This is a genomic window from Erythrobacter westpacificensis (assembly GCF_039542285.1).
Lineage (GTDB): Bacteria > Pseudomonadota > Alphaproteobacteria > Sphingomonadales > Sphingomonadaceae > Alteraurantiacibacter > Alteraurantiacibacter westpacificensis.
Window position 1 is genome coordinate 1 of sequence record NZ_BAABHV010000005.1, and the last position, 19297, is coordinate 19297.

At 63.1% G+C, this 19297-nt stretch carries 21 protein-coding genes, 1 tRNA gene and 3 pseudogenes; 10 read left to right on the top strand and 15 right to left on the bottom strand.

Annotated elements, in window-relative coordinates; all coding sequences use genetic code 11:
* Window positions 1-65: 65 nt before the first annotated feature.
* Window positions 66-614 (bottom strand): annotated as a pseudogene (locus ABFX23_RS02410) (DDE-type integrase/transposase/recombinase); the annotation flags it as partial.
* Window positions 615-707: 93 nt separating this feature from the next.
* Between ABFX23_RS02410 and ABFX23_RS02415 the strand changes: the two are divergent.
* On the top strand, window positions 708-1727 hold the full coding sequence (locus ABFX23_RS02415) for an IS110 family RNA-guided transposase (RefSeq protein ID WP_346031544.1): 1020 nt from the start codon (window positions 708-710) through the stop codon (window positions 1725-1727).
* Window positions 1728-1962: 235 nt separating this feature from the next.
* Here ABFX23_RS02415 and ABFX23_RS02420 read toward each other — a convergent pair.
* A pseudogene (locus ABFX23_RS02420) lies at window positions 1963-2226 on the bottom strand (transposase); the annotation flags it as partial.
* A 186-nt stretch (window positions 2227-2412) separates the two neighbouring features.
* Complete coding sequence (locus ABFX23_RS02425; protein WP_346031545.1) at window positions 2413-3150, bottom strand: SapC family protein; 738 nt, start codon at window positions 3148-3150, stop codon at window positions 2413-2415.
* A gap of 224 nt (window positions 3151-3374) precedes the next feature.
* Between ABFX23_RS02425 and ABFX23_RS17725 the strand changes: the two are divergent.
* Window positions 3375-3864, top strand: a pseudogene (locus ABFX23_RS17725) (IS5 family transposase); the annotation flags it as partial.
* Window positions 3865-4028: 164 nt separating this feature from the next.
* On the opposite strand, the gene ABFX23_RS02430 reads toward ABFX23_RS17725, so the two are convergent.
* The 4 genes from ABFX23_RS02430 to ABFX23_RS02445 form a co-directional block, all read right to left on the bottom strand.
* Complete coding sequence (locus ABFX23_RS02430; RefSeq protein ID WP_346031546.1) at window positions 4029-4394, bottom strand: hypothetical protein; 366 nt, start codon at window positions 4392-4394, stop codon at window positions 4029-4031.
* A gap of 391 nt (window positions 4395-4785) precedes the next feature.
* Complete coding sequence (locus ABFX23_RS02435; RefSeq protein WP_346031547.1) at window positions 4786-5502, bottom strand: IS6 family transposase; 717 nt, start codon at window positions 5500-5502, stop codon at window positions 4786-4788.
* Window positions 5503-5631: 129 nt separating this feature from the next.
* Complete coding sequence (locus tag ABFX23_RS02440) at window positions 5632-6777, bottom strand: DUF5681 domain-containing protein (RefSeq protein ID WP_346031548.1); 1146 nt, start codon at window positions 6775-6777, stop codon at window positions 5632-5634.
* Window positions 6778-7270: 493 nt separating this feature from the next.
* A tRNA-Ser gene (locus ABFX23_RS02445) sits at window positions 7271-7362 on the bottom strand.
* 223 nt (window positions 7363-7585) lie between these two features.
* Here ABFX23_RS02445 and ABFX23_RS02450 point away from each other — a divergent pair.
* Both ABFX23_RS02450 and ABFX23_RS02455 read left to right on the top strand, forming a co-directional pair.
* Window positions 7586-8419, top strand: a complete 834-nt coding sequence (locus tag ABFX23_RS02450; protein ID WP_346031549.1) for a DUF1134 domain-containing protein — start codon at window positions 7586-7588, stop codon at window positions 8417-8419.
* Window positions 8420-8488: 69 nt separating this feature from the next.
* On the top strand, window positions 8489-9664 hold the full coding sequence (locus ABFX23_RS02455; protein WP_346031550.1) for an amino acid aminotransferase: 1176 nt from the start codon (window positions 8489-8491) through the stop codon (window positions 9662-9664).
* 50 nt (window positions 9665-9714) lie between these two features.
* On the opposite strand, the gene ABFX23_RS02460 is transcribed toward ABFX23_RS02455, so the two are convergent.
* Window positions 9715-10122, bottom strand: coding sequence for a hypothetical protein (locus ABFX23_RS02460; protein ID WP_346031551.1), 408 nt, complete (start codon window positions 10120-10122; stop codon window positions 9715-9717).
* Window positions 10123-10333: 211 nt separating this feature from the next.
* Here ABFX23_RS02460 and ABFX23_RS02465 point away from each other — a divergent pair, with 211 nt between their 5' ends.
* Complete coding sequence (locus ABFX23_RS02465; protein WP_346031552.1) at window positions 10334-10534, top strand: hypothetical protein; 201 nt, start codon at window positions 10334-10336, stop codon at window positions 10532-10534.
* 3 nt (window positions 10535-10537) lie between these two features.
* On the opposite strand, the gene ABFX23_RS02470 is transcribed toward ABFX23_RS02465, so the two are convergent.
* The 6 genes from ABFX23_RS02470 to ABFX23_RS02495 are packed head-to-tail and all read right to left on the bottom strand — an operon-like array spanning window position 10538 to window position 14405.
* Window positions 10538-11155 carry a riboflavin synthase gene (locus tag ABFX23_RS02470; protein ID WP_346031553.1) on the bottom strand — a complete coding sequence of 206 codons (618 nt, stop codon included), beginning with the start codon at window positions 11153-11155 and terminating at the stop codon, window positions 10538-10540.
* Window positions 11156-11173: 18 nt separating this feature from the next.
* A complete protein-coding gene (gene ribD / locus ABFX23_RS02475; RefSeq protein ID WP_346031554.1) occupies window positions 11174-12145 on the bottom strand; it encodes a bifunctional diaminohydroxyphosphoribosylaminopyrimidine deaminase/5-amino-6-(5-phosphoribosylamino)uracil reductase RibD in 972 nt (323 codons plus the stop codon).
* Window positions 12132-12596 carry a hypothetical protein gene (locus ABFX23_RS02480; RefSeq protein WP_346031555.1) on the bottom strand — a complete coding sequence of 155 codons (465 nt, stop codon included), beginning with the start codon at window positions 12594-12596 and terminating at the stop codon, window positions 12132-12134. The genes ribD and ABFX23_RS02480 overlap by 14 nt, the downstream gene beginning before the upstream one ends.
* A 44-nt stretch (window positions 12597-12640) precedes the next feature.
* The gene (locus ABFX23_RS02485) at window positions 12641-13369 is read right to left on the bottom strand and encodes a M48 family metallopeptidase (protein ID WP_346031556.1); all 729 of its coding nucleotides are present in this window, start codon (window positions 13367-13369) and stop codon (window positions 12641-12643) included.
* Entirely contained in the window at window positions 13366-13815 is a 450-nt protein-coding gene (locus ABFX23_RS02490) for a YcgN family cysteine cluster protein (protein ID WP_346031557.1), read from the bottom strand. Before ABFX23_RS02490 ends, ABFX23_RS02485 begins: the two co-directional genes overlap by 4 nt.
* Window positions 13803-14405, bottom strand: a complete 603-nt coding sequence (locus tag ABFX23_RS02495; protein WP_346031558.1) for an SCO family protein — start codon at window positions 14403-14405, stop codon at window positions 13803-13805. Before ABFX23_RS02495 ends, ABFX23_RS02490 begins: the two co-directional genes overlap by 13 nt.
* Window positions 14406-14503: 98 nt before the next feature.
* On the opposite strand from ABFX23_RS02495, the gene ABFX23_RS02500 reads away from it, so the two are divergent.
* The 5 genes from ABFX23_RS02500 (at window position 14504) to ssb (ending at window position 18565) form a co-directional block, all read left to right on the top strand.
* Complete coding sequence (locus ABFX23_RS02500) at window positions 14504-15124, top strand: ankyrin repeat domain-containing protein (protein WP_346031559.1); 621 nt, start codon at window positions 14504-14506, stop codon at window positions 15122-15124.
* The gene (locus tag ABFX23_RS02505; RefSeq protein WP_346031560.1) at window positions 15124-15789 is read left to right on the top strand and encodes a COQ9 family protein; all 666 of its coding nucleotides are present in this window, start codon (window positions 15124-15126) and stop codon (window positions 15787-15789) included. Before ABFX23_RS02500 ends, ABFX23_RS02505 begins: the two co-directional genes overlap by 1 nt.
* Before the next feature lie 73 nt (window positions 15790-15862).
* Window positions 15863-16102 (top strand): FeoA family protein, encoded by a 240-nt coding sequence (locus ABFX23_RS02510; protein WP_428831639.1) that lies wholly within the window; start codon window positions 15863-15865, stop codon window positions 16100-16102.
* Window positions 16099-17946 carry a ferrous iron transporter B gene (feoB, locus tag ABFX23_RS02515; protein ID WP_346031562.1) on the top strand — a complete coding sequence of 616 codons (1848 nt, stop codon included), beginning with the start codon at window positions 16099-16101 and terminating at the stop codon, window positions 17944-17946. The genes ABFX23_RS02510 and feoB overlap by 4 nt, the downstream gene beginning before the upstream one ends.
* Before the next feature lie 91 nt (window positions 17947-18037).
* Complete coding sequence (gene ssb, locus ABFX23_RS02520) at window positions 18038-18565, top strand: single-stranded DNA-binding protein (RefSeq protein WP_346031563.1); 528 nt, start codon at window positions 18038-18040, stop codon at window positions 18563-18565.
* Window positions 18566-18592: 27 nt separating this feature from the next.
* Here the strand turns inward: ssb and ABFX23_RS02525 are convergent, their stop codons facing one another.
* Window positions 18593-19279 (bottom strand): hypothetical protein, encoded by a 687-nt coding sequence (locus tag ABFX23_RS02525; RefSeq protein ID WP_346031564.1) that lies wholly within the window; start codon window positions 19277-19279, stop codon window positions 18593-18595.
* Window positions 19280-19297: the final 18 nt, after the last annotated feature.

Below are 19297 nucleotides of genomic sequence, written 5' to 3' on the forward strand. Positions count from 1 at the left end.
GCCGGTCATGATCGGCGCAACGAGACCTGCTGGCCTTTTCCCACAGCTGCTTCCCGACCTAGGACGTTGTCGCTGACGATCATCCCCGGCTTGCCGCGCTCGGCGATGAGATCGGCTAGCTCGCGCACGACGCGGCGACCCGAGATCGAGGTGTCTGGCACCGCCGCCAGGCACTCCCGGGTCACATCATCGACCACGTTAAGCACCCGGAACCGCCTGCCGGAAGCCAGCTGATCATGCACGAAGTCCAGGCTCCAACGCTGGTTCGGTAGGGCGAGAACCGGAGCAGGTGCCCTGGTCCCCACCGCCCTCTTGCGGCTGCGCCGCCGCCTGACTGCCAAGCCTTCCTCACGATAAATACGCTGGGTCTTCTTCCGGTTGATCATCACGCCCTCCCGGCGCAGCAGGATATGCAGACGGCGATAGCCGAACCGGCGACGCTGGTTGGCCAACTCGCGCAGCTTCTCACGCAACCCGGCATCATCGTCCCGCGTGGAACGGTAACGCATGCTCTTGCGATCGGCACCGATGACACGGCACGCCCGCCGCCCACTCATCCCGTGACGAGCCTGGAGATGAGACACAGCTTCCCGCTGCGCAGCGGGCGTCAGAACTAATGAGATGACCCACCCTGTCCTACCACGCATGTTCTGCGGACCGAGAAGGAGGTAATGATGAGCATACGCAACCAACCAAGAGATGCAGCCGTGTTCGGCGTCGACATTGGCAAGACGATCTTTCACGTGGTCGGCCTTGATGCTGCCCACGCGCCGATCCAGAAGGCAACGTTCAGGCGAGAGACCTTGCTGCAGTTCTTCGAGCGCGCTTCCCCAGTGCTGGTCGGGATGGAAGCGTGCCCGGGCTCGCAGTGGCTGGCGCGCAAGCTGCAGGCGATGGGGCATACGGTCCGTATCGTGCCGGCACAGTTCGTGAAGCCTTTCGTGAAGTCGAACAAGAACGATATCATCGATGCAGAGGCCATCGCAGAAGCCGTGACCAGGCCGACCATGCGCTTCGTCGAGATTCGGACTCCTGAGCAGATCGACCTGCAAGCGCTCCACCGGGTTCGAGACCGGATGATCGCCCATCGAACGAGGCTGATCAGCCAGATGCGCGCTTTCTGCCTCGAGTATGGCATCGCGATCCATCAGGGGGCGGGCAAGTTCAAGGCCGAGATACCACGCGTGCTGGCAGATGAGACCAACGAGCTTACTCCTTCGATGCGCCGCATCCTGACAGAGGTTCACGGCGAGATGATGGAGCTCGAACAGCGCATCGCGACGATGAACCACGAGATCGAAGACATCGCAGCACGCAGCGATACCGCACGGCGCCTGATGACAGTGCCGGGCATCGGCCCGCTTGCCTCGACCGCTTTATTGGCGGCAGCCGGTTCCGGGCACCAGTTCGCCAAGGCTCGTGATCTTGCTGCCTGGCTCGGCTTGGTGCCGCGCGAACACTCGACCGGCGGGAAGACCAAGCTGCTCGGCATCAGCAAGCGCGGCAACAAGTATCTGCGAAGGATGATCGTCCATGGCGCTCGATCCTGCGTCACGCATCTTGACCGCAGCCGGGACCGACTGGGACCATGGCTCGATGGACTTGAGAGTCGGATGCACAAAAACAAGGTCACGGTTGCCTTGGCAGCCAAGATCGCTCGCATCGTCTGGGTGATCCTGACCAAGCCGGGTGCTACCTACGAGCGGCGCGTTCCAGCGTTCGGCTGAACGAAGCCGCCACCAACTGCGAGGTTCGTGAGAGTGATGACGAGACAGTGGACCAGCGCATCGTAAGCCCCTGCAAAAAAGCGGGCAGAAAGCCCGAAGCATTTATCTGGGAACGAGGCGCGCGGATCTCATCAAGGCCTGGCCGCAACAGCGGCCCACTCGCGAGAGGCCGGATACATTTGTGCAGACTGGCACCGTCAACACCAATCGACCCTTGCATGGACAGGGCGGGTCATACATTTTTTGCCAGAAGATCCTTCAGCGCAACGTTGTCCAGCATCGTATCGGCCAGCAGCCGCTTGAGCTTCGCGTTCTCGCTCTCAAGATCCTTCAGTCGTCGGGCCTCGGAGACCTCCAGCCCGCCATACTTCGACTTCCAGTTGTAGATCGTCGCTTCGGAAACCCCGTGCCGCCGGGCTAGGTCAGCGGTCTTTGCACCCGCCTCAGCCTCCTTGAGCACCCCGATGATCTGTTCCTCCGTAAACCTCGTTCTCTTCATCTCGTCCATCCTTCTATCAGGGCCAGACTCTAATCGAACTTGGAGGAAAATCAGGGGGTCACGTCACTAACATAGCGACTGCTTCCGTGGTACACTCGACAACCCGGGTGCCGCTACCGTCTGCTATTGGTTGTGATCAATAAGTCCTGAGCCTAGGTATGTGAGGCAAAGGAATTCACCTAAGAATTAATTACTTTGCCGTTCGACCAAAGCGCTGACTAAGTTGAGTGAATGAAGGTGGGCCATTATCATGGACATTATTCCGCTTCTGCACCATTCTTTCAGCTGACTGCCGTCCACGTCTCTCAATCTCTTTTCATCTACAATTAGAAATCCGGCATACCTCGTGGGCTTAGCCGAACCATAACCGTTTTTGATTGTAGCGTTTCCTTCGACTAGCAAATCGAACTTCTGTAATTCTTTCACAAACCTTCGGGTAAAAGCTGCTGATGTGTCGAAGTCCTGACAAAATTTGACGATCTGGTTTGTTCTTTCTGATGGCGAATCGCCTTCAAAAAGAAGAGCTCCATCCTCAAACTTGCCAAGAAGGCCGCACTCCGGATCGAAGCAAAGGGTCAGGTTGTCGGCTTCTGAGCTTAGCTTCGCCAGAATGAATGGATAGCGCCTTACGTAGGCAGGGATATAGAACTTGCCTATCGCCTGGCCTTTATCATCAAAGAAGTCGTTACGCTTGCTCAGACCCATCAATGCTAATGGGGCTGGTTCATTTGCTGACGAAAAAATAATGGGATAGTTACGCTGAGCACTCACGAACTCGGACGCCAGCAGCGGTATCGTGTTATGCCCTACCACCCATGGTGAACTAGCGCTGGAGCGCAGTCTCCAATCGCCGTGCCGTTCACCATCTAGAGGCACGACTTCGTTATAGAACTTTGGCAAACCGAGCGACGGTGCACTGGTCATGAACTTTTCTCCAGATCACATTGGTGTTCTATGCCCCCTTCACGAGGGCCCTCTACACACAAGGAAGTCTGTACACAATGCACCGGGCGCGATGCCTAGGTCGCGTTTTTAGAAGGAGTTCCAATTCCGCTTGGTTCTGATTTTGCCTTGCACAGCTTCGCTTCTAAGACTGGTTTATGCGGAGCAGTCATGTGGCGCGAGAATTGTCAGAGGCGGAATGAGAGCTGATCTGTCCTTTGCTGCCGCCTGAAAAATGTTGATGCACGCGGCCGGCGGGGGATAGCCGAAGTTTCTTCAACGGCGTGCCGCCGTACTGCGCCTCGGTTGCCCCTGGCGCGATATGCATGAGCGCTACGTCAAGTGGAACTCGGTCTATGTCCGGTTCCGGCGCTGGGCCGAACAGCGCGTCCGGGATGCTGGAAACGCGGGGCGATTTGGGTCTCACCGACGACTTGCAGCACATGATCGACAGTACCAGTGCTCGCGGCCACGTCTCGGAAGTGGGCGGAAAAGGGGGTGTGCGAACGCTCTTGGTCCATCACGCGGAGGTTTTACGGGAAAATCCACGCCCTTTGTCGAGCCGTAGGCGTACGAAGCACTCAGGGACTGCCTGTCAGCTTCGTCCTGACCGGCCGCGAGGCTTCCGATTACACCACTGCCGAACCGCTGATGGCGCTGCCATTACCCAAACCCACAGCACTGCTGGCAGACAAGGCTATGATGGGAAGCGCTTCCGTATCTAGAAAATCGGACCAGCCTGACACTGGGCGGCGGCGGATCGTCGTAATCGCTGAGCTGCACCTCGTGTTCTGTAACGCAGTTCGGCTGAATCTGGCTCAGCTATGTTTACTCGGCATGTAAGCTTTGGACTTGAGTGCTCAGGCGAGTAATAACGCAATAAGCACTGCAAGTGCCAACAAGAAAATACCCAGAAGCATAGGTCTTTTGCGAGGCGCTTCCTTCGGCACTTGCGAGAGATAGAAGCCCGGTGATCGGTCGGGCGCGGGCATCGTGTAGCGAACATCGAAACCGCAAGCGCCGCATGGGCTGTCCTCCGGAACTTTATTGCCGCAGTCAGGGCATTGATACCCCTTAGAAGCCGACAGGAAGGGGATGCCGTGCCGGAAGCCAAGCGTTAGCACTTCTCGTGGATGGAGGCGCTGCTCAGCGGCAATTCGTTCACAAAGCTTCATGTTCATCCATCTGTAGCGGAGAAGTTCCCGCTCTGCTGCTTGCTTGCTCATTGTGTTTCCTCGCATCCATGCAGGCTATTTAGCCTTTGGTCAGCATGCCTTTAGCAAATTGAGAAACTGACAAGCGCGTAATCCTATCGTTAACCCGTTAAGGTTACTAAGGCTTTCGGGGCGTCGATGCCCCCAGGTTTTCCTGGCCCCCTTGTTCTTCATCGACGCCCCAACCGTCCGCCAATCGGTAAACCCATTCCCATCTGTTTCGGATAGAAAAACCGTGTTGTCACGACCTATGCAGCGCAGAGCGTACCATGCCGCCCTCCAGCGCATGTTACGGTGCCTGGGGTTGTTTGACGAAAAAGGCTCACAAAGCCCGCAAGAGGTGCTGTCAGTCTAATCGCAACTCGTCTCCGATTGACGAAGCTCTCCCTTCCCCAGCCACGGCTCAGGCCATGAGGTTCTGCCACTTGGCCAGTGCGGCCGAGCGGTTTGCCTTGTAGGTCTGGCGATCGGTAAGGTGGCGGTCGAGATTGAAGTGGTTGTGGACGTTGGCGTGGACCGTGGCAAACTTCTGTAGGCTTTTCATCCGCCGGAACCGCAGCATCGCCCGCTCTCGTCGTCGGAAAGGGAGATGCGAGTTCTCAACCCTGTAATTGGCCCAGCGGCCGATCTCCTGCTTCTCCTGGTTGCCCAGCTCACTCATCGCCGCCTTGTACGAACGCAGCCCATCTGTGGTGATCGCCTCGGGCGAACCGTAGCGCTTCAGCGCTTTCTTCATGAAGGCGAGTGCTGCTTTCTTGTCTCTTGTTTTCGAGACGAAGCTTTCGAGTATCTCGCCCTCCTGGTCGACCGCTCTCCACAGGTAGACCATCTCGCCATTCAGCTTCACGTACATCTCGTCGAGATGCCAGCGCCACTGCCTGAAGCCGCGCATCCGGCTGATCCGCTGCCGCTTGATGTCAGCAGCAAACATCGGCCCGAACCTGTTCCACCAGTGCCGCACGGTCTCGTGGCAGATATCGATGCCGCGCTCCGCCAGCAGATCCTCGACATTGCGCAGGCTCAGTGGAAAGCGGACATACATCATCACCACAAGCCGGATCACCTCCGGCGACGAGTTGAAATAGCGGAATGGGCTGGCTGGCTTCCTGGGTCTGGGCATCGCATCGCCCTACCCTCACAGCCTCAGCCGTCAATCAGGTGCATTTGCTCTGACAGGGCCCTCCGAGCTCATGCGCGCGGGGACCATCGACCCAGACTGGGAACGGTAGGCGGAGCAATTGTTGGCAAGCTAGAGCTTATGGCCGCCCTTCTCCCACGGACGCACCTCCCACCAATCAGGCCAGTTGACCTTGCGCCGACAGCTCGTGCTGCGCATCACCTCCTTCTGCTCTTCGATCGTCAACTGACGGTTCCCCAGCCGGGAAAGGGCGAGTTCTATGAGCCAGGGACGGAACAGGTAACGCGACGAGGTCCCCCGGCTGATGATGTCGAGCCGTCGCAGATTGGACCCGCACGGCAGCCGGTCGAAGGATGAGTCGATATAAGGTCGAAGCAAGTAAGTCAGCGGATCTATGACACCCTCTGCCTCCCAGTCCTCTGAATGATTCCAGCGGTTCAACGACTCCTCGACATAGAGCCCGCTCAGGTAGTTCAGGAACTTCGTGTCTCCCTTCGCGGCCCGCATGTTGCCCGAATGGACTAGTCCCTCCAGCCTGCTGCACTCGCGCTTCGTTCCACCGACATTTATGGTCACGATTTGGAAAAGGAATTCATCGAAGGGCGCATAGGCTCGCTTCTTTTTCGGTCGCCCCCTTGGGTTCCCGCTGCACCCCTTCTTGAAACGCGTTTCCTCCGGAGAACGCTGCTGCTCAGCCGGAGGCGGAGCGAACCAGGGCTCGTTGGTGTAGTCGAAGGGATCGATCACCCCGTGCGGTGACCAGCAGTAATGGGATAGGTCTTCGGGCTCGCCGCCAGACGACTGTCTTGTCGCGGCAGCTTCAAGGACCCACGGCTGCATATGGAAGTAATATTCGTAGTAGTCGATGCCCGCCGCCACCATTTCAAGGTCGCCGGGCTCCTTCACCTGCACCATGATATCGAGGATTGTGCCGGCGTCGCGCGAGAAGAAGTCGGCTCGCTTCTCGCCTTCTCGAGGGACACGCTGGTACGCGACCGTCCGCAACTGATTTGCACCGACGTACGCCCGCTTGAGATTGGTATAGCGCAGGTTCTTCTTCGCCATGTTGATGATGGCACGAAAGCTCGCGAGGTCTCCTGCAAGCGCGTCCTCGAACTGCTTGTGTAACAGGGCATCGGCAGCCGAGACATAGTGGATCGTGTCATCGCGCTTCCGGACCTTGAAGAGGGGCTCCATCCCGATATCGAGAAAGTCGGTCGGAAAATCTCTCCAGATCGGCGAGTCCTTGCGCGGCATTGGACGTCCTCGAGGAATTGATGAAGTCTCAAGGGTCGTGTCACGACCACCAGCAGTCCAACTTCGAATCCGGATCCTCGAAAGCTTTCCCTCGTCCGAGAGGGGTGGCATCCCCGCGCAAGCCGCCTCCCTGGCTGCGCCCGCCAACATGCAGAATTGAACGGCCCTGAAACAGGATTCAATGTCCCTGATTCAAGAATCTTGTTCCCTGTTACAGGTTTTTAGCGCCCTGTTACGGGACCCCTCTATCGCCCCCAGCCCGCGGAATTCCGCCATCCCGCCGTCGCTCGTGAAGTGAATCTGAAACGCAGACTCACTTGTGCAAGCTCCAGGCATTTTGGAAATACGTTTTGAAGGGCCCGTGGCTCTCTCCGATCTTGAAAAATACTGCGACATACGACGCAGATCCTCTCTCCCGCTCTTCGCAAAACGAAAAATCCGTAAGAGTTTCAGAGGGCTGCTATCGTCAATCCTAAAGCGCGAAAGGACTGAGTGGCGGAGACGGAGGGATTCGAACCCTCGATACCCCGATAGGGGTATGGTTCCTTAGCAGGGAACTGGTTTCAGCCACTCACCCACGTCTCCGGACCCAAGCGGCAAGACGCGGCCTATAACGAGGGGTTGGCACGCCTTCAAGGGCGCATTCTCTTTTTGCGTAGAAGCATCGTGCGGCCGCGTGATGGATTCGGTTCACCGCGAATTCGATTCGATTCGCCGCCTATTCATTGCTGCTTCAGCAGCCGGGGACTCAATGTGACCCTCGTGACCGCGCGCCTGCTGTGAGGCTGGCGAAACCGGAGGGAATACCATGCACTCGATCCGCAAAGCCCTGGCTGCCGCCCTGCTGGGCCTGCCCGCGCTGGCCATACCCGTGCTGAGCGTCCCGGCGTCCGCGCAGGAAATCGAGACCGTCGATCCCGACTTGATGATCGACGGCGACCTCGAAGGCGAGTCCGACACCTCGACCACGCCCGAATATCGTGGCACGCCCAATGCGCGGCCGAACGAGATACCTGCCGAGCCCGGCTTCGGGGGCGCCTACGATTCGAGCGACTCTTCCACCCGCTACGAGACGGGCCAGGCGTCGGAACTTCCCGCCGAGACCATGTCCGCACAAGGGGCGAATGTCGACGTGGCACAGGCCCCTGCACCTTCGTCCACGACCTACGCCGAGGACGATCTGATCGGCGCTGCCGAGGGACTGTTCGGGCGCGGTGCGGAAGGGCTTGCGCGAATGATCCAGGATATTCTCTCCGATCAGGGCGAGCCCAACGGCTACATTGTCGGGCGAGAAGGCGGCGGCGCGTTCGTTGTCGGCGTGCGCTATGGTTCCGGGACGCTGCACCACGCCGTCGAAGGCAATATGCCTGTCTACTGGACCGGGCCCTCGATCGGCCTTGATGCGGGTGCCAACGCGGGCAACACCTTCGTGCTGGTCTACAACCTCTACGATACGGACGAGCTCTACGAACGCTTCCCGGCGGGCGAGGGCTCGGCATATTTCGTGGGCGGGTTCAACGCCAGCTACGTGCGCAAGGGCGACGTGGTGCTGATCCCCATCCGCGTGGGCGCAGGCCTGCGCCTCGGCGTGAACGCGGGATACATGCGCTTCTCGCGCAAGCAACGCTGGCTGCCGTTCTGATCCGACGCTGCTGACCGCGCAATCTGCGCACTTGCAGATTGCGCCGGGTGGCGGCATTGAGCCGCCATCATGCTCGACAGACTCAACCAGCAACCGCCCGACGCGCTTCTCGCGCTGATCAAGCTCTACAACGCGGACCCGCGCCCCACCAAGATCGACCTTGGCGTGGGCGTCTATCGCACCGCCGACGGCGCGACGCCCGTGTTCGGCGCGATCAAGGAAGCGGAGAAGCGGCTGGTCGAGGGGCAAGACACCAAGGCCTACCTCGGCCCCGAGGGCGACATGGGCTTCGTCCATGCGCTGATGCCGCACGTGTTCGGCGATGCCCTGCCCACGGGTGGCCGCATCGACGGGATGCAGACGCCGGGCGGCACGGGTGCTGTTCGCCTGGCCGTGGCGCTGGCTCACAAGGCGGGCGTGCAGAAGATCTGGATGGGCACACCGAGCTGGCCCAATCACGCCCAGATCCTGGCCGACTGCGGTATGGAGACAGGCACGTTCAACCACGCCGGCGACAACGGCTCTGCCGATATGGACGCGCTTCGCGACGTGCTGGCCAAGGCAGGCAAGGACGATGCCGTCCTGCTGCACGGTGCCTGCCACAATCCGACAGGCGTCGACTACACGGATGCCGAGTGGGACGAGATCGCGGGCCTTCTGAAGGACAGCGGCGTCCCGCCCATCATCGACCTTGCCTACCAGGGCCTGGGCGACGGCATGGACGCGGACGCATACGGCGTGCGCAAGGTTGTCTCCAGCGTGCCGGAAGTGCTGGTGGCCTACAGCTGCGACAAGAACTTCGGCCTCTATCGTGACCGGGTGGGCGCGCTCTATGCCATCGGCGGCGATGCCGATGTGGTCACGCGCGTCATGTCGAACGGCTCCGCGCTTGCGCGGGCCAACTGGTCGATGCCGCCGGATCACGGCGGCGCTGCCGTACGCGTGATCCTGGAAGACGAGAGCCTGACCGCCAACTGGCTGGAAGAGCTCGAATCGATGCGCCAGCGTATCGGCCAGGTGCGCGCGAAGCTGGCCGAATCCGGCACCGCGGGCAGCGTGGACCTGACCCCGCTCGGCAAGCAGAAGGGCATGTTCGCCATGCTGCCTGTCAGCAAGGAACAGGTGCAGCAGCTGCGCGAGGATCACGGCGTCTACATGGCAGGCTCTGGCCGTATCAACGTGGCGGGCCTGACCATGGGCAACATTGATGCCTTCGTTGCCGCGCTGGCCGACGTGACCGGTTGACCGCACGGCAACCTGGAACGCCGACAGGGGCGTTCTGAAAAAGTTGGGTTTCATGCGCCCGGCTCTTCTTCGGAAGACCGGGCGTTTGCCGTATCGAGCCGCTTCAGCAGGCGAAGAAGCGCGGAATCGTCGGCTTTCCGACGTTCAGCGCACACCTTTCCGCGATGGATCAGCGGGGCCACGAGGCCCACGTCGATCCGCCGGAACAGCTCCTCACTTGTAACCTTTCGCCAATCGACCTCGCTTTTGATCCATCCCTCGCCAGGCGGTGTCAGCTCGGCGTCCCATGCGTGGGCAAAGCTTGCTGCATCCCTCCGGCGGCGCAGGCGATAGGCGCTCATCCGGCTCATTCCGGCCGCCTTCGCGGCGGCGCTGACGTTGCCGGTCAGATAGTGACAGGCGAGGAATTCGCACTGGCGCTTGATGGTCCAGCCATCCTTGCGGCGGCGCAGCGGCACGGGGCAGAAGAAAGGCGGACGGCGTCGCGACTTCGCAAGGTTTTCGGGCATCCGTCAAGGCTGCCGCGGATGGAGGTTTGTAGGACAGCGACCATGCGCTTTGCGCAAGAGCGGAAAAGGATTATTCTGCAGGCGAGAAAATATGCTGGGGGGAAGAGAATTGCGAAATCCGGACAGAGAGGACTTTGGCGCGCTAGTTGGCTGGACAACCATGCGCAAGGGCGGCCTGATAACGCTGCGGGTGCAGTGCGTGGACAAACCGCCGCCGCATGCGAAGGGCGACGTTCAGCCGCACTTCTACGTTCTTACTGACCAGCAGGCGGTGCAGCTGGGGCACACGCTGTTTAAGGCTGCCGGGCAGACGGCGCCGGATAACAAGGGGCGCGGACTGTTCGCGCGGCTGTTCGGGTGACTGTCAGCCGCGCAGCGCCTGCATCCGGTGCAGGTAACGCGCGATAGTGTCGACCTCCAGGTTCACCTCGGCATCCTGCGCCAGTTCGCCCAGCGTGGTGACATCGGCGGTGTGGGGGATGATGTTGAGGCCGAAGTTGACGGAGCCATCGTCCGGGTCCTGAACCGAATTTACCGTCAGCGAGACGCCATTGACCGTGATCGAGCCTTTTTGCGCGATGAAGGGGGCCAACTCTGCCGGAGCGGCAATCGTCAGGCGCATCGAATCGCCTTCCAGCTGCCAATCCGCCACGCGGCCCATGGCATCGACGTGGCCAGTCACAATATGGCCGCCAAGCTCGTCGCCCAGCCGCAGGGAAGGCTCGAGGTTCAACCGGGCGCCTTCCTTCCACATCGCCTTTGCCGTGCGCGAGGTGGTTTCGGCGGACACGTCCACCATGAAATGCGCGTCACCCTTGGTGCCGCCGCGATCGACCACGGTCAGGCACACGCCGGAACAGGCGATAGAAGCGCCGATATCGATCTCGGCAGGGTCGAACGGGCAGGCGATGGTCAGGCGCAGGTCGCCGCGCTGCTGGACCTGCGTAATCGTGCCGATGGCGGTGACGATGCCGGTGAACATGGATAGCCCCTTCTTGAATCAGCCGCGCTGATAGACTTCGAGCGTGTCGCTGCCAAGCGTGCGCCGGTCCTGCATGGCAAGCCCGTCGGCAAAGGCGGCTTCCAGCGTGTCGTGCCCGATGTTGCCGATGGCGGGCGTGCCGCCGCCCAGCAGCACCGGGGCGCGGTAGATCAGCAGGCGGTCGACCAGTTTGGCCGCAAGGAAGGCCGAAGCGGTCTGCGCGCCGCCTTCCACCATCAGGTACCGCACGCCGTCGAGCGCGGTGATCTCCTGCGGACTGCGGATCGCCTGCCAGCCTTCGGGCACTTCGCCGGATGTCAGCGCCACGCGGCAGGGGGAGCGGCCTTCCAGCCCCGCCAGCCGCACGTCGAGGCGCGGTGCATCGGCGCGCAAGGTTCCGCCGCCGACGAGGATGGCGTCCGCACGTGCTCGCTCGCGGTGGCCGTGGGCGCGGGATGCCTCGCCGGTGATCCACTGGCTCTCGCCGCTGGAGGTGGCGATGCACCCGTCGAGCGACATGGCCAGTTTCAGCGTCACGTGCGGGCGGCTTTTCGCGAGATGCGCGGCATGGCCGGAAAGGCCGAGGCGATGAGGTTCCCAGTGCAGCAGCGTCACTTCCGCGCCGGCATCCTGCAAACGCGCGGTTCCGCTGCCCGCGGTGCGCGGATCGGGATCGTCCATGCCGATCACCACGCGGGCAAGACCTGCTTCAGAGACAAGGTCAGCGCAGGCCGGTCCGCGCTGCGACTTGTGCGCGCAGGGCTCCAGCGTGACGTAGAGCGTTGCGCCTGTCGCGGCGCTGCCTGCATGATCGAGAGCGACGGCTTCGGCGTGGGGCCGCCCGCCGGCCATGGTCCAGCCGCGGCCAAAGACCACGCCGTCCTTCACGATGATCGCGCCGACGCCGGGATTGGGGCTGGCGAGGGGACGCGCGCGTTCCGCCAGCGCGGCGGCGGCGGCCATCCAGCGCGCGTCGTCAGCCAGCGGCATTGGCGCAGTATTCCTCAAGGGAGAGCGCCAGTTCCTCTTCCGTGGGGCCGGTGTCCTCGGGTTGCTCGGCGGCCTGCTCCTCGGCGATTTCTTCCTTCATCGAATCGACGTCGATGAAAGTCGCGCGGCCCAGCGCCTCATACATTTCGCGCCGGGCCTGCTCGTTCGCTGCGATGGCGGCCTGGATCTCGTTCTTCAGTTCCTGGTTGGCGCAGTTGGAGGCGATGATCTCGCCCTCGCTGCGGCCTTCCTCGAAGGTCGAGATGTACATGACGTCGGGCGGCGCGATCTCGCCGCGCTGGCTGTCGGGGATGAACAGCATGAACACGCAAAAGGTTGCGGCGATGGCCACACCGAGGATCTGCCAGCGGTGCGGCGTGGGCTGTTTCCATTGCTCGTGGAAATCGGTGACCGCGCGGCGCGGCGAAACTCGGCGGAAGAAACCTTTCATGGCGCTAAGAATAGGGACGCAGAGTGCTTTTCGCCAGCAATAGCTTAGCCGAACGCGGCGTATAGCGAACGACCCTCGCGCTTCAGCCAGCCGTCGGCTTCCGCAAGCCGCCCCTCGAACAGCTTTGCCAGCAGCGCGTGGAAGGTGGGCGAGTGGTCGAAATGGACGAGGTGGGCGACCTCGTGCGCCACGACGGAGCGGCGCACGTGATCGGGCGCCATCACCAGCCGCCAGTTGATGCGGATGCAGCGACCGGTCTTGCGCGAGCACGACCCCCATCGCCGCTGCGCGCGCGAGAGGCGCAGGGCGGGCTGCGGCAGATCGGCCCGCTGGCAATAGAAGGCGAGGTCTTCGGCGCACAGGCGCAGGGCTTCGGCCTCCAGCCAGCGGCGCACGCGCCCTTCCAGCCCGTCGGCCATGCCGCCCACGCGCAGGAATGCGCCGTCGACCACCGGCTTGCGCCCCGCGCTCCTTTCCCAGGCGATGCGCAGGTGCTCGCCGCGGTATGCGATCGCCTCGCCGTCGCGCACGCTCACGCGGGCAGGCACCTTGGCCACCTGCCGCTCGATCCACTCGGCGCGGGCCCGGGCGAATGCCAGTGCATCGCGCGTACGGCCCCAGGTGGGCAGGGTAATGCGCACTTCGCTGCCGTCGGGGGAGAGCCGCATGGTCAGGCGGCGGGCGCGTGCGTGGCGGCGGATAGCGATGGGAAGCGTCTGGCCGCCCACTTCGATGGCGGGGTTCTGGTGATCGTCGCGCAGCCAGTCGATCACGCGCGCTCCTCCTCCCAGTCGACCACGTGGTGCTCCAGCGGTCCGGCCACGGTCTCGCTGATGCAGCGCCCGGCGACGCTTGCGCCTGCCTCCATCATCGCATCGCGGCTGCCGGTCAGCAGGTGGTGCCACTCGGGCAGCGGCTTGCCCTCGGCGCGGCGCACGTAGGCGCAGGTCGAGGGCAGCCAGCGAATGCTTTTGAGCAAGCGCGGCGTCAGGCGCAGGCAATCGGGCACGAAGGCCTTGCGGTGGCGATAGTCGCGGCACTGCGCGGTGCCGGTGTCGAGGAGCTTGCAGGCAACGTTGGTGTCGACGATCTCGCCGGTGTCTTCGTCCTCCAGCTTGTGCAGGCAGCACTTGCCGCATCCGTCACACAGCGCTTCCCATTCCGCGCGGCTGAGCTCTTCGAGTTCGAGCTCCCAGAAGCGGTCTCTCAGCGCACCCATTTTTCCAGTTCCGCGGCCACGGCTTCGGCCGATTCCTCGACGGGGATCAACGCCATCGGCTCACCCTCGCGGTCTACCAGGTATCCGGTGCGCGAGTGGTCCATCAGGTAGCCGCCTTCCGCGTTCGGCTCCAGCTTCTGGTAGTAGGCAAAGAAGCTCGCGGCGGCCGCCTCGATCTGTTCGGGGGATCCGGTAAGGCCGATCACGTCGTCGGAAAACGCCGCCGCGTATTCGCCGACCTTTTCCGGCGTGTCGCGTTCGGGGTCGATGGTGATGAAGATCGGCTGCACGTCCTGCGCCAGCTCCGGATTCTCCTCGGCGAAGGCGTTGTAACCGCGCACCATCCGGTCCATGTCGAACGGGCAGATGTCGGGGCAATAGGCATAGCCGAAATAGACGAGCTGGTACTTGCCCGCGAAATCCGCGCTGGTGACCTGGTTGCCGTTGGTATCGACAAGATCGAACTCGCCGGTCAGCGCGCTGCCGTAAAGCGGCGCGTCGGTGACGGGCGGCTGGCTCGCGCCGCCATCGCAGGCGACGAGCGAAAGGGCCAAAAGGACGGGGGTGACAAGCGGAATACGTGCTGACATGACGTGGCGTTCATGCTCTGCTAACGCGCTCTGCGCAAGCAAAGTCCCGCACGGTAGCGGTGCTTTTGCGCACATTATTGATACAGGAGAGATGGGAAGTGGCACGCGCCCCCATTCGCACAATTTGCCTTGGCCTGGCCGCGCTGGCCGCCACCGCCCTGTCGGTGCCCGCTGCGGCGCAGATGTATTCCGAAGGCTACGAATTCCTGCAGGCGGTGAAGAACCGCGAGGGCGACGACGCCACTGAAATGCTGCAACAGCCCGGCACCACCATCGTCAACTCGCGCGACATCAGCACGGGCGAGACGGGCCTGCATATCACGGTGGAGCGGCGCGACGTGACCTGGACGAAGTTCCTTCTGCAGGAAGGCGCCAATCCCAACATCGCCGACAACCGCGGCCGTACTCCGCTGATCCTCGCTGCCCAGCTTGGTTTTGTCGAAGGCGTGCAGGCGCTGGTAGATGCAGGCGCGCGGCTGGATGTCGGCAACGAGACGGGCGAGACCCCGCTGATCGCCGCCGTCCATGCGCGCAATATCGAACTGATCGAAGTGCTGGTGGGAGCAGGCGCCGACCCCGACCGGGCCGATAACGCCGGGCGCACCGCGCGCGACTATGCCGCCATGCCGGGCGTTTCGGCCCGCGTGCTTGCCGCCATCGAACGCAGCGAGGACGCTGCCGAAGCGAACGAGACGCGCACCTACGGGCCGGTGTTCTGATGGCCGAGGCTGACCTCAAGGATGCCACGCTGGACGAGCTGCGCATCGCGCTGGCTCCCGATATCGCCACTGCCGCCATGTTCGACGGGTGGACCGACGCCGCGCTGGAATCCGCCTGCGAGATGGCGGACGTCGATCCTGCCGTCGCGCGCCTTGCCTTCAAGGGCGGTGCGATGGACATGATCGATGCCTGGATCGCTTCCGTCGACGAGAAAATGCAGGCCCATTTCGCCGACGGGCGGCTGGACAACATGCCGATCCGCGAGAAGATCCGCAGCCTCGTGTGGTTCCGCCTGGAAGCGGTGATGGGACTCGAAGAATCGCTGCGCCGCGCCGCCGCCGTGCAGGCCATGCCGCAGAACGCGCCTTCCGCACTGAAGCAGGGCTGGTCCAGCGCGGACAAGATGTGGCGACTGGCGGGCGATACGGCCACCGATTACAACCACTACACCAAGCGCGCGATCCTGGCCGGTATCTACGCCGCGACGCTGGCCGTCTTCGTGGAGGACCAGAGCGAGGACAAGGCCGAGACCGCCGCCTTCCTCGACCGCCGGATCGAAGGCGTGATGAAGTTCGAAAAGGCCAAGGCACAACTGCTCGGCAAGGACCGCGAGCATTTCGATGTGGCGCGGTTCCTGGGCCGGTTGCGCTACCCTCAGAAGTGACTCGCGTTTTTCTATTGCGAAGCAGTTGCAATTAGCGCGCCGCTCTGGCACCGGGCAGTTTGTGGAAAACGACCTGACACTCGACCTTCTCGCGCCGCTCGAGCGCGCTGAAATCACCCATGTCGACTGGAGCGCGCTGGCGCCCGACGAAGGCAAGCGCTTGCGCGCCATGGGCATCGACGAAGGTGCCCGCGTGGCAATTGCCCATCGCGGCATCTTCATCGGACGCGATCCGATCGCCCTGATGGTTGGCCGCATGAACGTGGCGATCCGCCGCGTCCACGCCCGCGCGATGCAGGTGAAGCGGGTATGAGCAGGCTTCGCACCGCCGCGCTGGTCGGCAATCCCAATGCGGGCAAGAGCGCGCTGTTCAACGCGCTGACCGGCGCGCGCCAGAAAATCGCCAACTATCCCGGCGTCACCGTGGAACGGAAGGCCGGGCGCATGTTCCTGCCTTCGGGTGAGCCTGTCGAACTGATCGACCTGCCCGGCTCCTATTCGCTGGACCCCGCCAGCCCGGACGAGGAAGTCACGCGGCAGGTGGTTCAGGGCGATTTTCCCGGTGAACCCGCGCCCGACGTGCTGATCGTGGTGGTGGATGCCGCAAACCTCGAACAGCACCTCGTCTTCGCGCAGGAACTGATCGCGCTGGGCCGCCCGACGGTGGTGGCGCTCAATATGGTCGACATGGCGGAGCGCGACGGGCTGGTGCTCGATGCCGATGCCCTCTCGGCGGCGCTCGGCGTGCCCGTTATCTCTACCGTCGCCGTGCGCAAACGCGGGATCGACGCGCTGGTGGAAGCCTTGGGCGATGCCGAGAACCAGAACCTGTCCACCCGGCACGAGGTTGCCGGGCAGACCCTGCCCGAGCGGCGGCTGGCCGCGCGCAACATGGCCAAGGGAGCGATCCTTTCCGAAGACAGCATGCACCGCCTGCACGCCAAGCTCGACAAGGTGCTGCTGCACCCGTGGCTCGGCCCGCCGATCCTGTTCGCGCTGCTGTTCGTCATCTTCCAGGCGGTGTTCGCCTGGGCCACGCCCTTCGCCGATGCGCTGGACGGCGGCATCACCGCGCTGATCGGTGTAGTGGAAGGCGCCATGCCCGAAGGCGTGGTGCGCGACTTCATAACGGAAGGCGTGCTGACCGGCGTCGGCTCGGTGGTCGTGTTCCTGCCGCAGATCGTCATCCTGTTCGCCTTCATCCTGGCGATGGAGCAATCGGGCTACATGGCCCGTGCGGCATTCATCATGGACCGGTTGATGGCCTATGTCGGCCTGTCAGGCCGCAGCTTCATCCCGCTGCTATCCAGCTTTGCCTGTGCCATTCCCGGCATCATGGCGACGCGCTCCATCGCCGATCCGAAGGACCGGCTGACCACGATCCTGGTCGCTCCGCTGATGACCTGTTCGGCGCGCCTGCCGGTCTATGCGGTGATCATCGCTGCCTTCATTCCCGCGACCACGGTCGGGCCGGGCATCGGCCTTCAGGGGCTGGTGCTGTTCGGTCTTTACGTTGCGGGCATCGTCGGCGCGATGGCAGCCGCCCTCGTGCTGCGCCGCACGGTGGCCAAGGGCGGGGCGAGCGGTTTCATCATGGAAATGCCGCGCTACCAGATGCCGCCTTTGCGCGACATGGCCATCGGCCTGTGGCAGCGCGCCTGGGTGTTCCTGCGCCGCGCGGGCACGATCATCTTCGTCGCCACCATCGCCCTGTGGGTGCTGCTCAGTTTCCCCAAGGCGGAGCCGGGCGAAAGCCAGGTGGATGCCAGCATCGCCGGGCACGTGGCGGACGGGATGCACGTGATCCTGTCGCCCATCGGCTTCAATCGCGAGATCAGCCTGGCCATCATTCCCGCCATGGCCGCACGCGAAGTCGCGGTCTCGGCACTGGCCACGACCTACGCCGTGGAAGGCGCGAACGAGGAGGAAGAGGCCGAGGGCCTGATTCCGCGCCTGCAGGCCGGATGGACCTTGCCTACCGCGCTCGCCTTCCTCGCGTGGTTCGTCTTCGCGCCGCAGTGCATTTCCACCATCGCTGTCGCCAGGCGCGAGACGAACGGGTGGAAATGGCCGGTGTTCATGCTCGCCTACCTGTTCGGCGCGGCCTACGTGTTCGCCGGGCTGACCTACTGGAGCGCGGTGGCGCTGGGGCTTTAGGATTCGATCGGGGGATTTCGCCGCCTTCGGGTAGCGACTCACCGGGTGGCCCGCTAAGCCCTTCTCTCAAGCAAGCAGAGGAAAGTGATTCATGGCGGGTAGTCTCAACAAGGTGATGCTGATCGGAAACCTGGGCCAGGACCCGGAAGTCCGCAGCTTCCAGAACGGCGGCAAGGTGTGCAACCTGCGCATCGCCACCAGCGAGACGTGGAAGGACCGCAACACCGGCGAACGCCAGGAGCGTACCGAGTGGCACACGGTCGCCATCTTCTCCGAAGGCCTCGTCAACGTGGCCGAGAACTACCTGCGCAAGGGCTCCAAGGTCTATGTTGAAGGCCAGTTGCAGACCCGCAAGTGGCAGGACCAGAACGGGCAGGATCGCTATTCCACCGAAGTCGTGCTGCGCGGCTTCAACGGCACGCTGGTGATGCTCGACGGCCGCGGTGAAGGTGGTGGCGGCTACGGCGGCGGCCAGCGCAGCGGCGGCGGATCGAGCGGCGGCTTTGGCGGCGGCGGTGGCTACGGCGGCGGCAACCAGGGCGGCGGGGGCCAGTCCTCCGGCGGCATGGGCGGCGGCAGCTCCAACTACGACGATCTGGACGACGACATCCCGTTCTGATCGAGAGGACCGCCTGGAGCGACGCTCTTAGAACACCGCTCCGGCAAATCCGGCCCAGGCCTCGGTCCCGCCCAGCGCCATCCGCAGGGCGAAAAAGACTGCAAACAGCACGATGCCGAACACGCTCGCCCAGTGCGGGCGGCCTCTTGTACGCCAGTCGTAGATCGGGAATGCCAGCAGGATGGCGAACTCGAGAAGCAGCGCCAGCGGCGGCGCGCCCAGCAGAACGATGGCGGTGCGCGCCACCGCCGGGTCCATCATCATTACGCCGGCCAGCACCATCAGCCGCTTGTGCGCCTCCCTGTCTTTCCGGCGGGCGATGCCCAGTGTGTAGACGATCGCGAAAGTCACGATGTCGAAGAAGGGGAAAATGGCGGAACCCACGGGATCGAACCCGGCGATGGACCATTCGGGATTGCCCATGGCGACGGCCGTGGTGTTGTAGCCCAGCACCACGATCATCCCGGCAAGGCCGAGGCTGGCCCAGCCGAACTGGCGATGCAGCCCGAAGTTCGCGCGCCGGATCAACAGCGCCTGCACCAGCGTCAGCGCGAACCATGCCAGCGTGACACCGCCGTGCAGCAGCAGCGCGGGCGGGGGCACATAGCCATCGCCCCGCGCGGCGATGGCAGAGCCGAAGCCAACGATGATGAACCCGACCACGACCAGCGTCATGATCGGAAAGAACGGTTCCGAACGTGTGTACCTGGCCATCTGATCCCCCCGGACTGG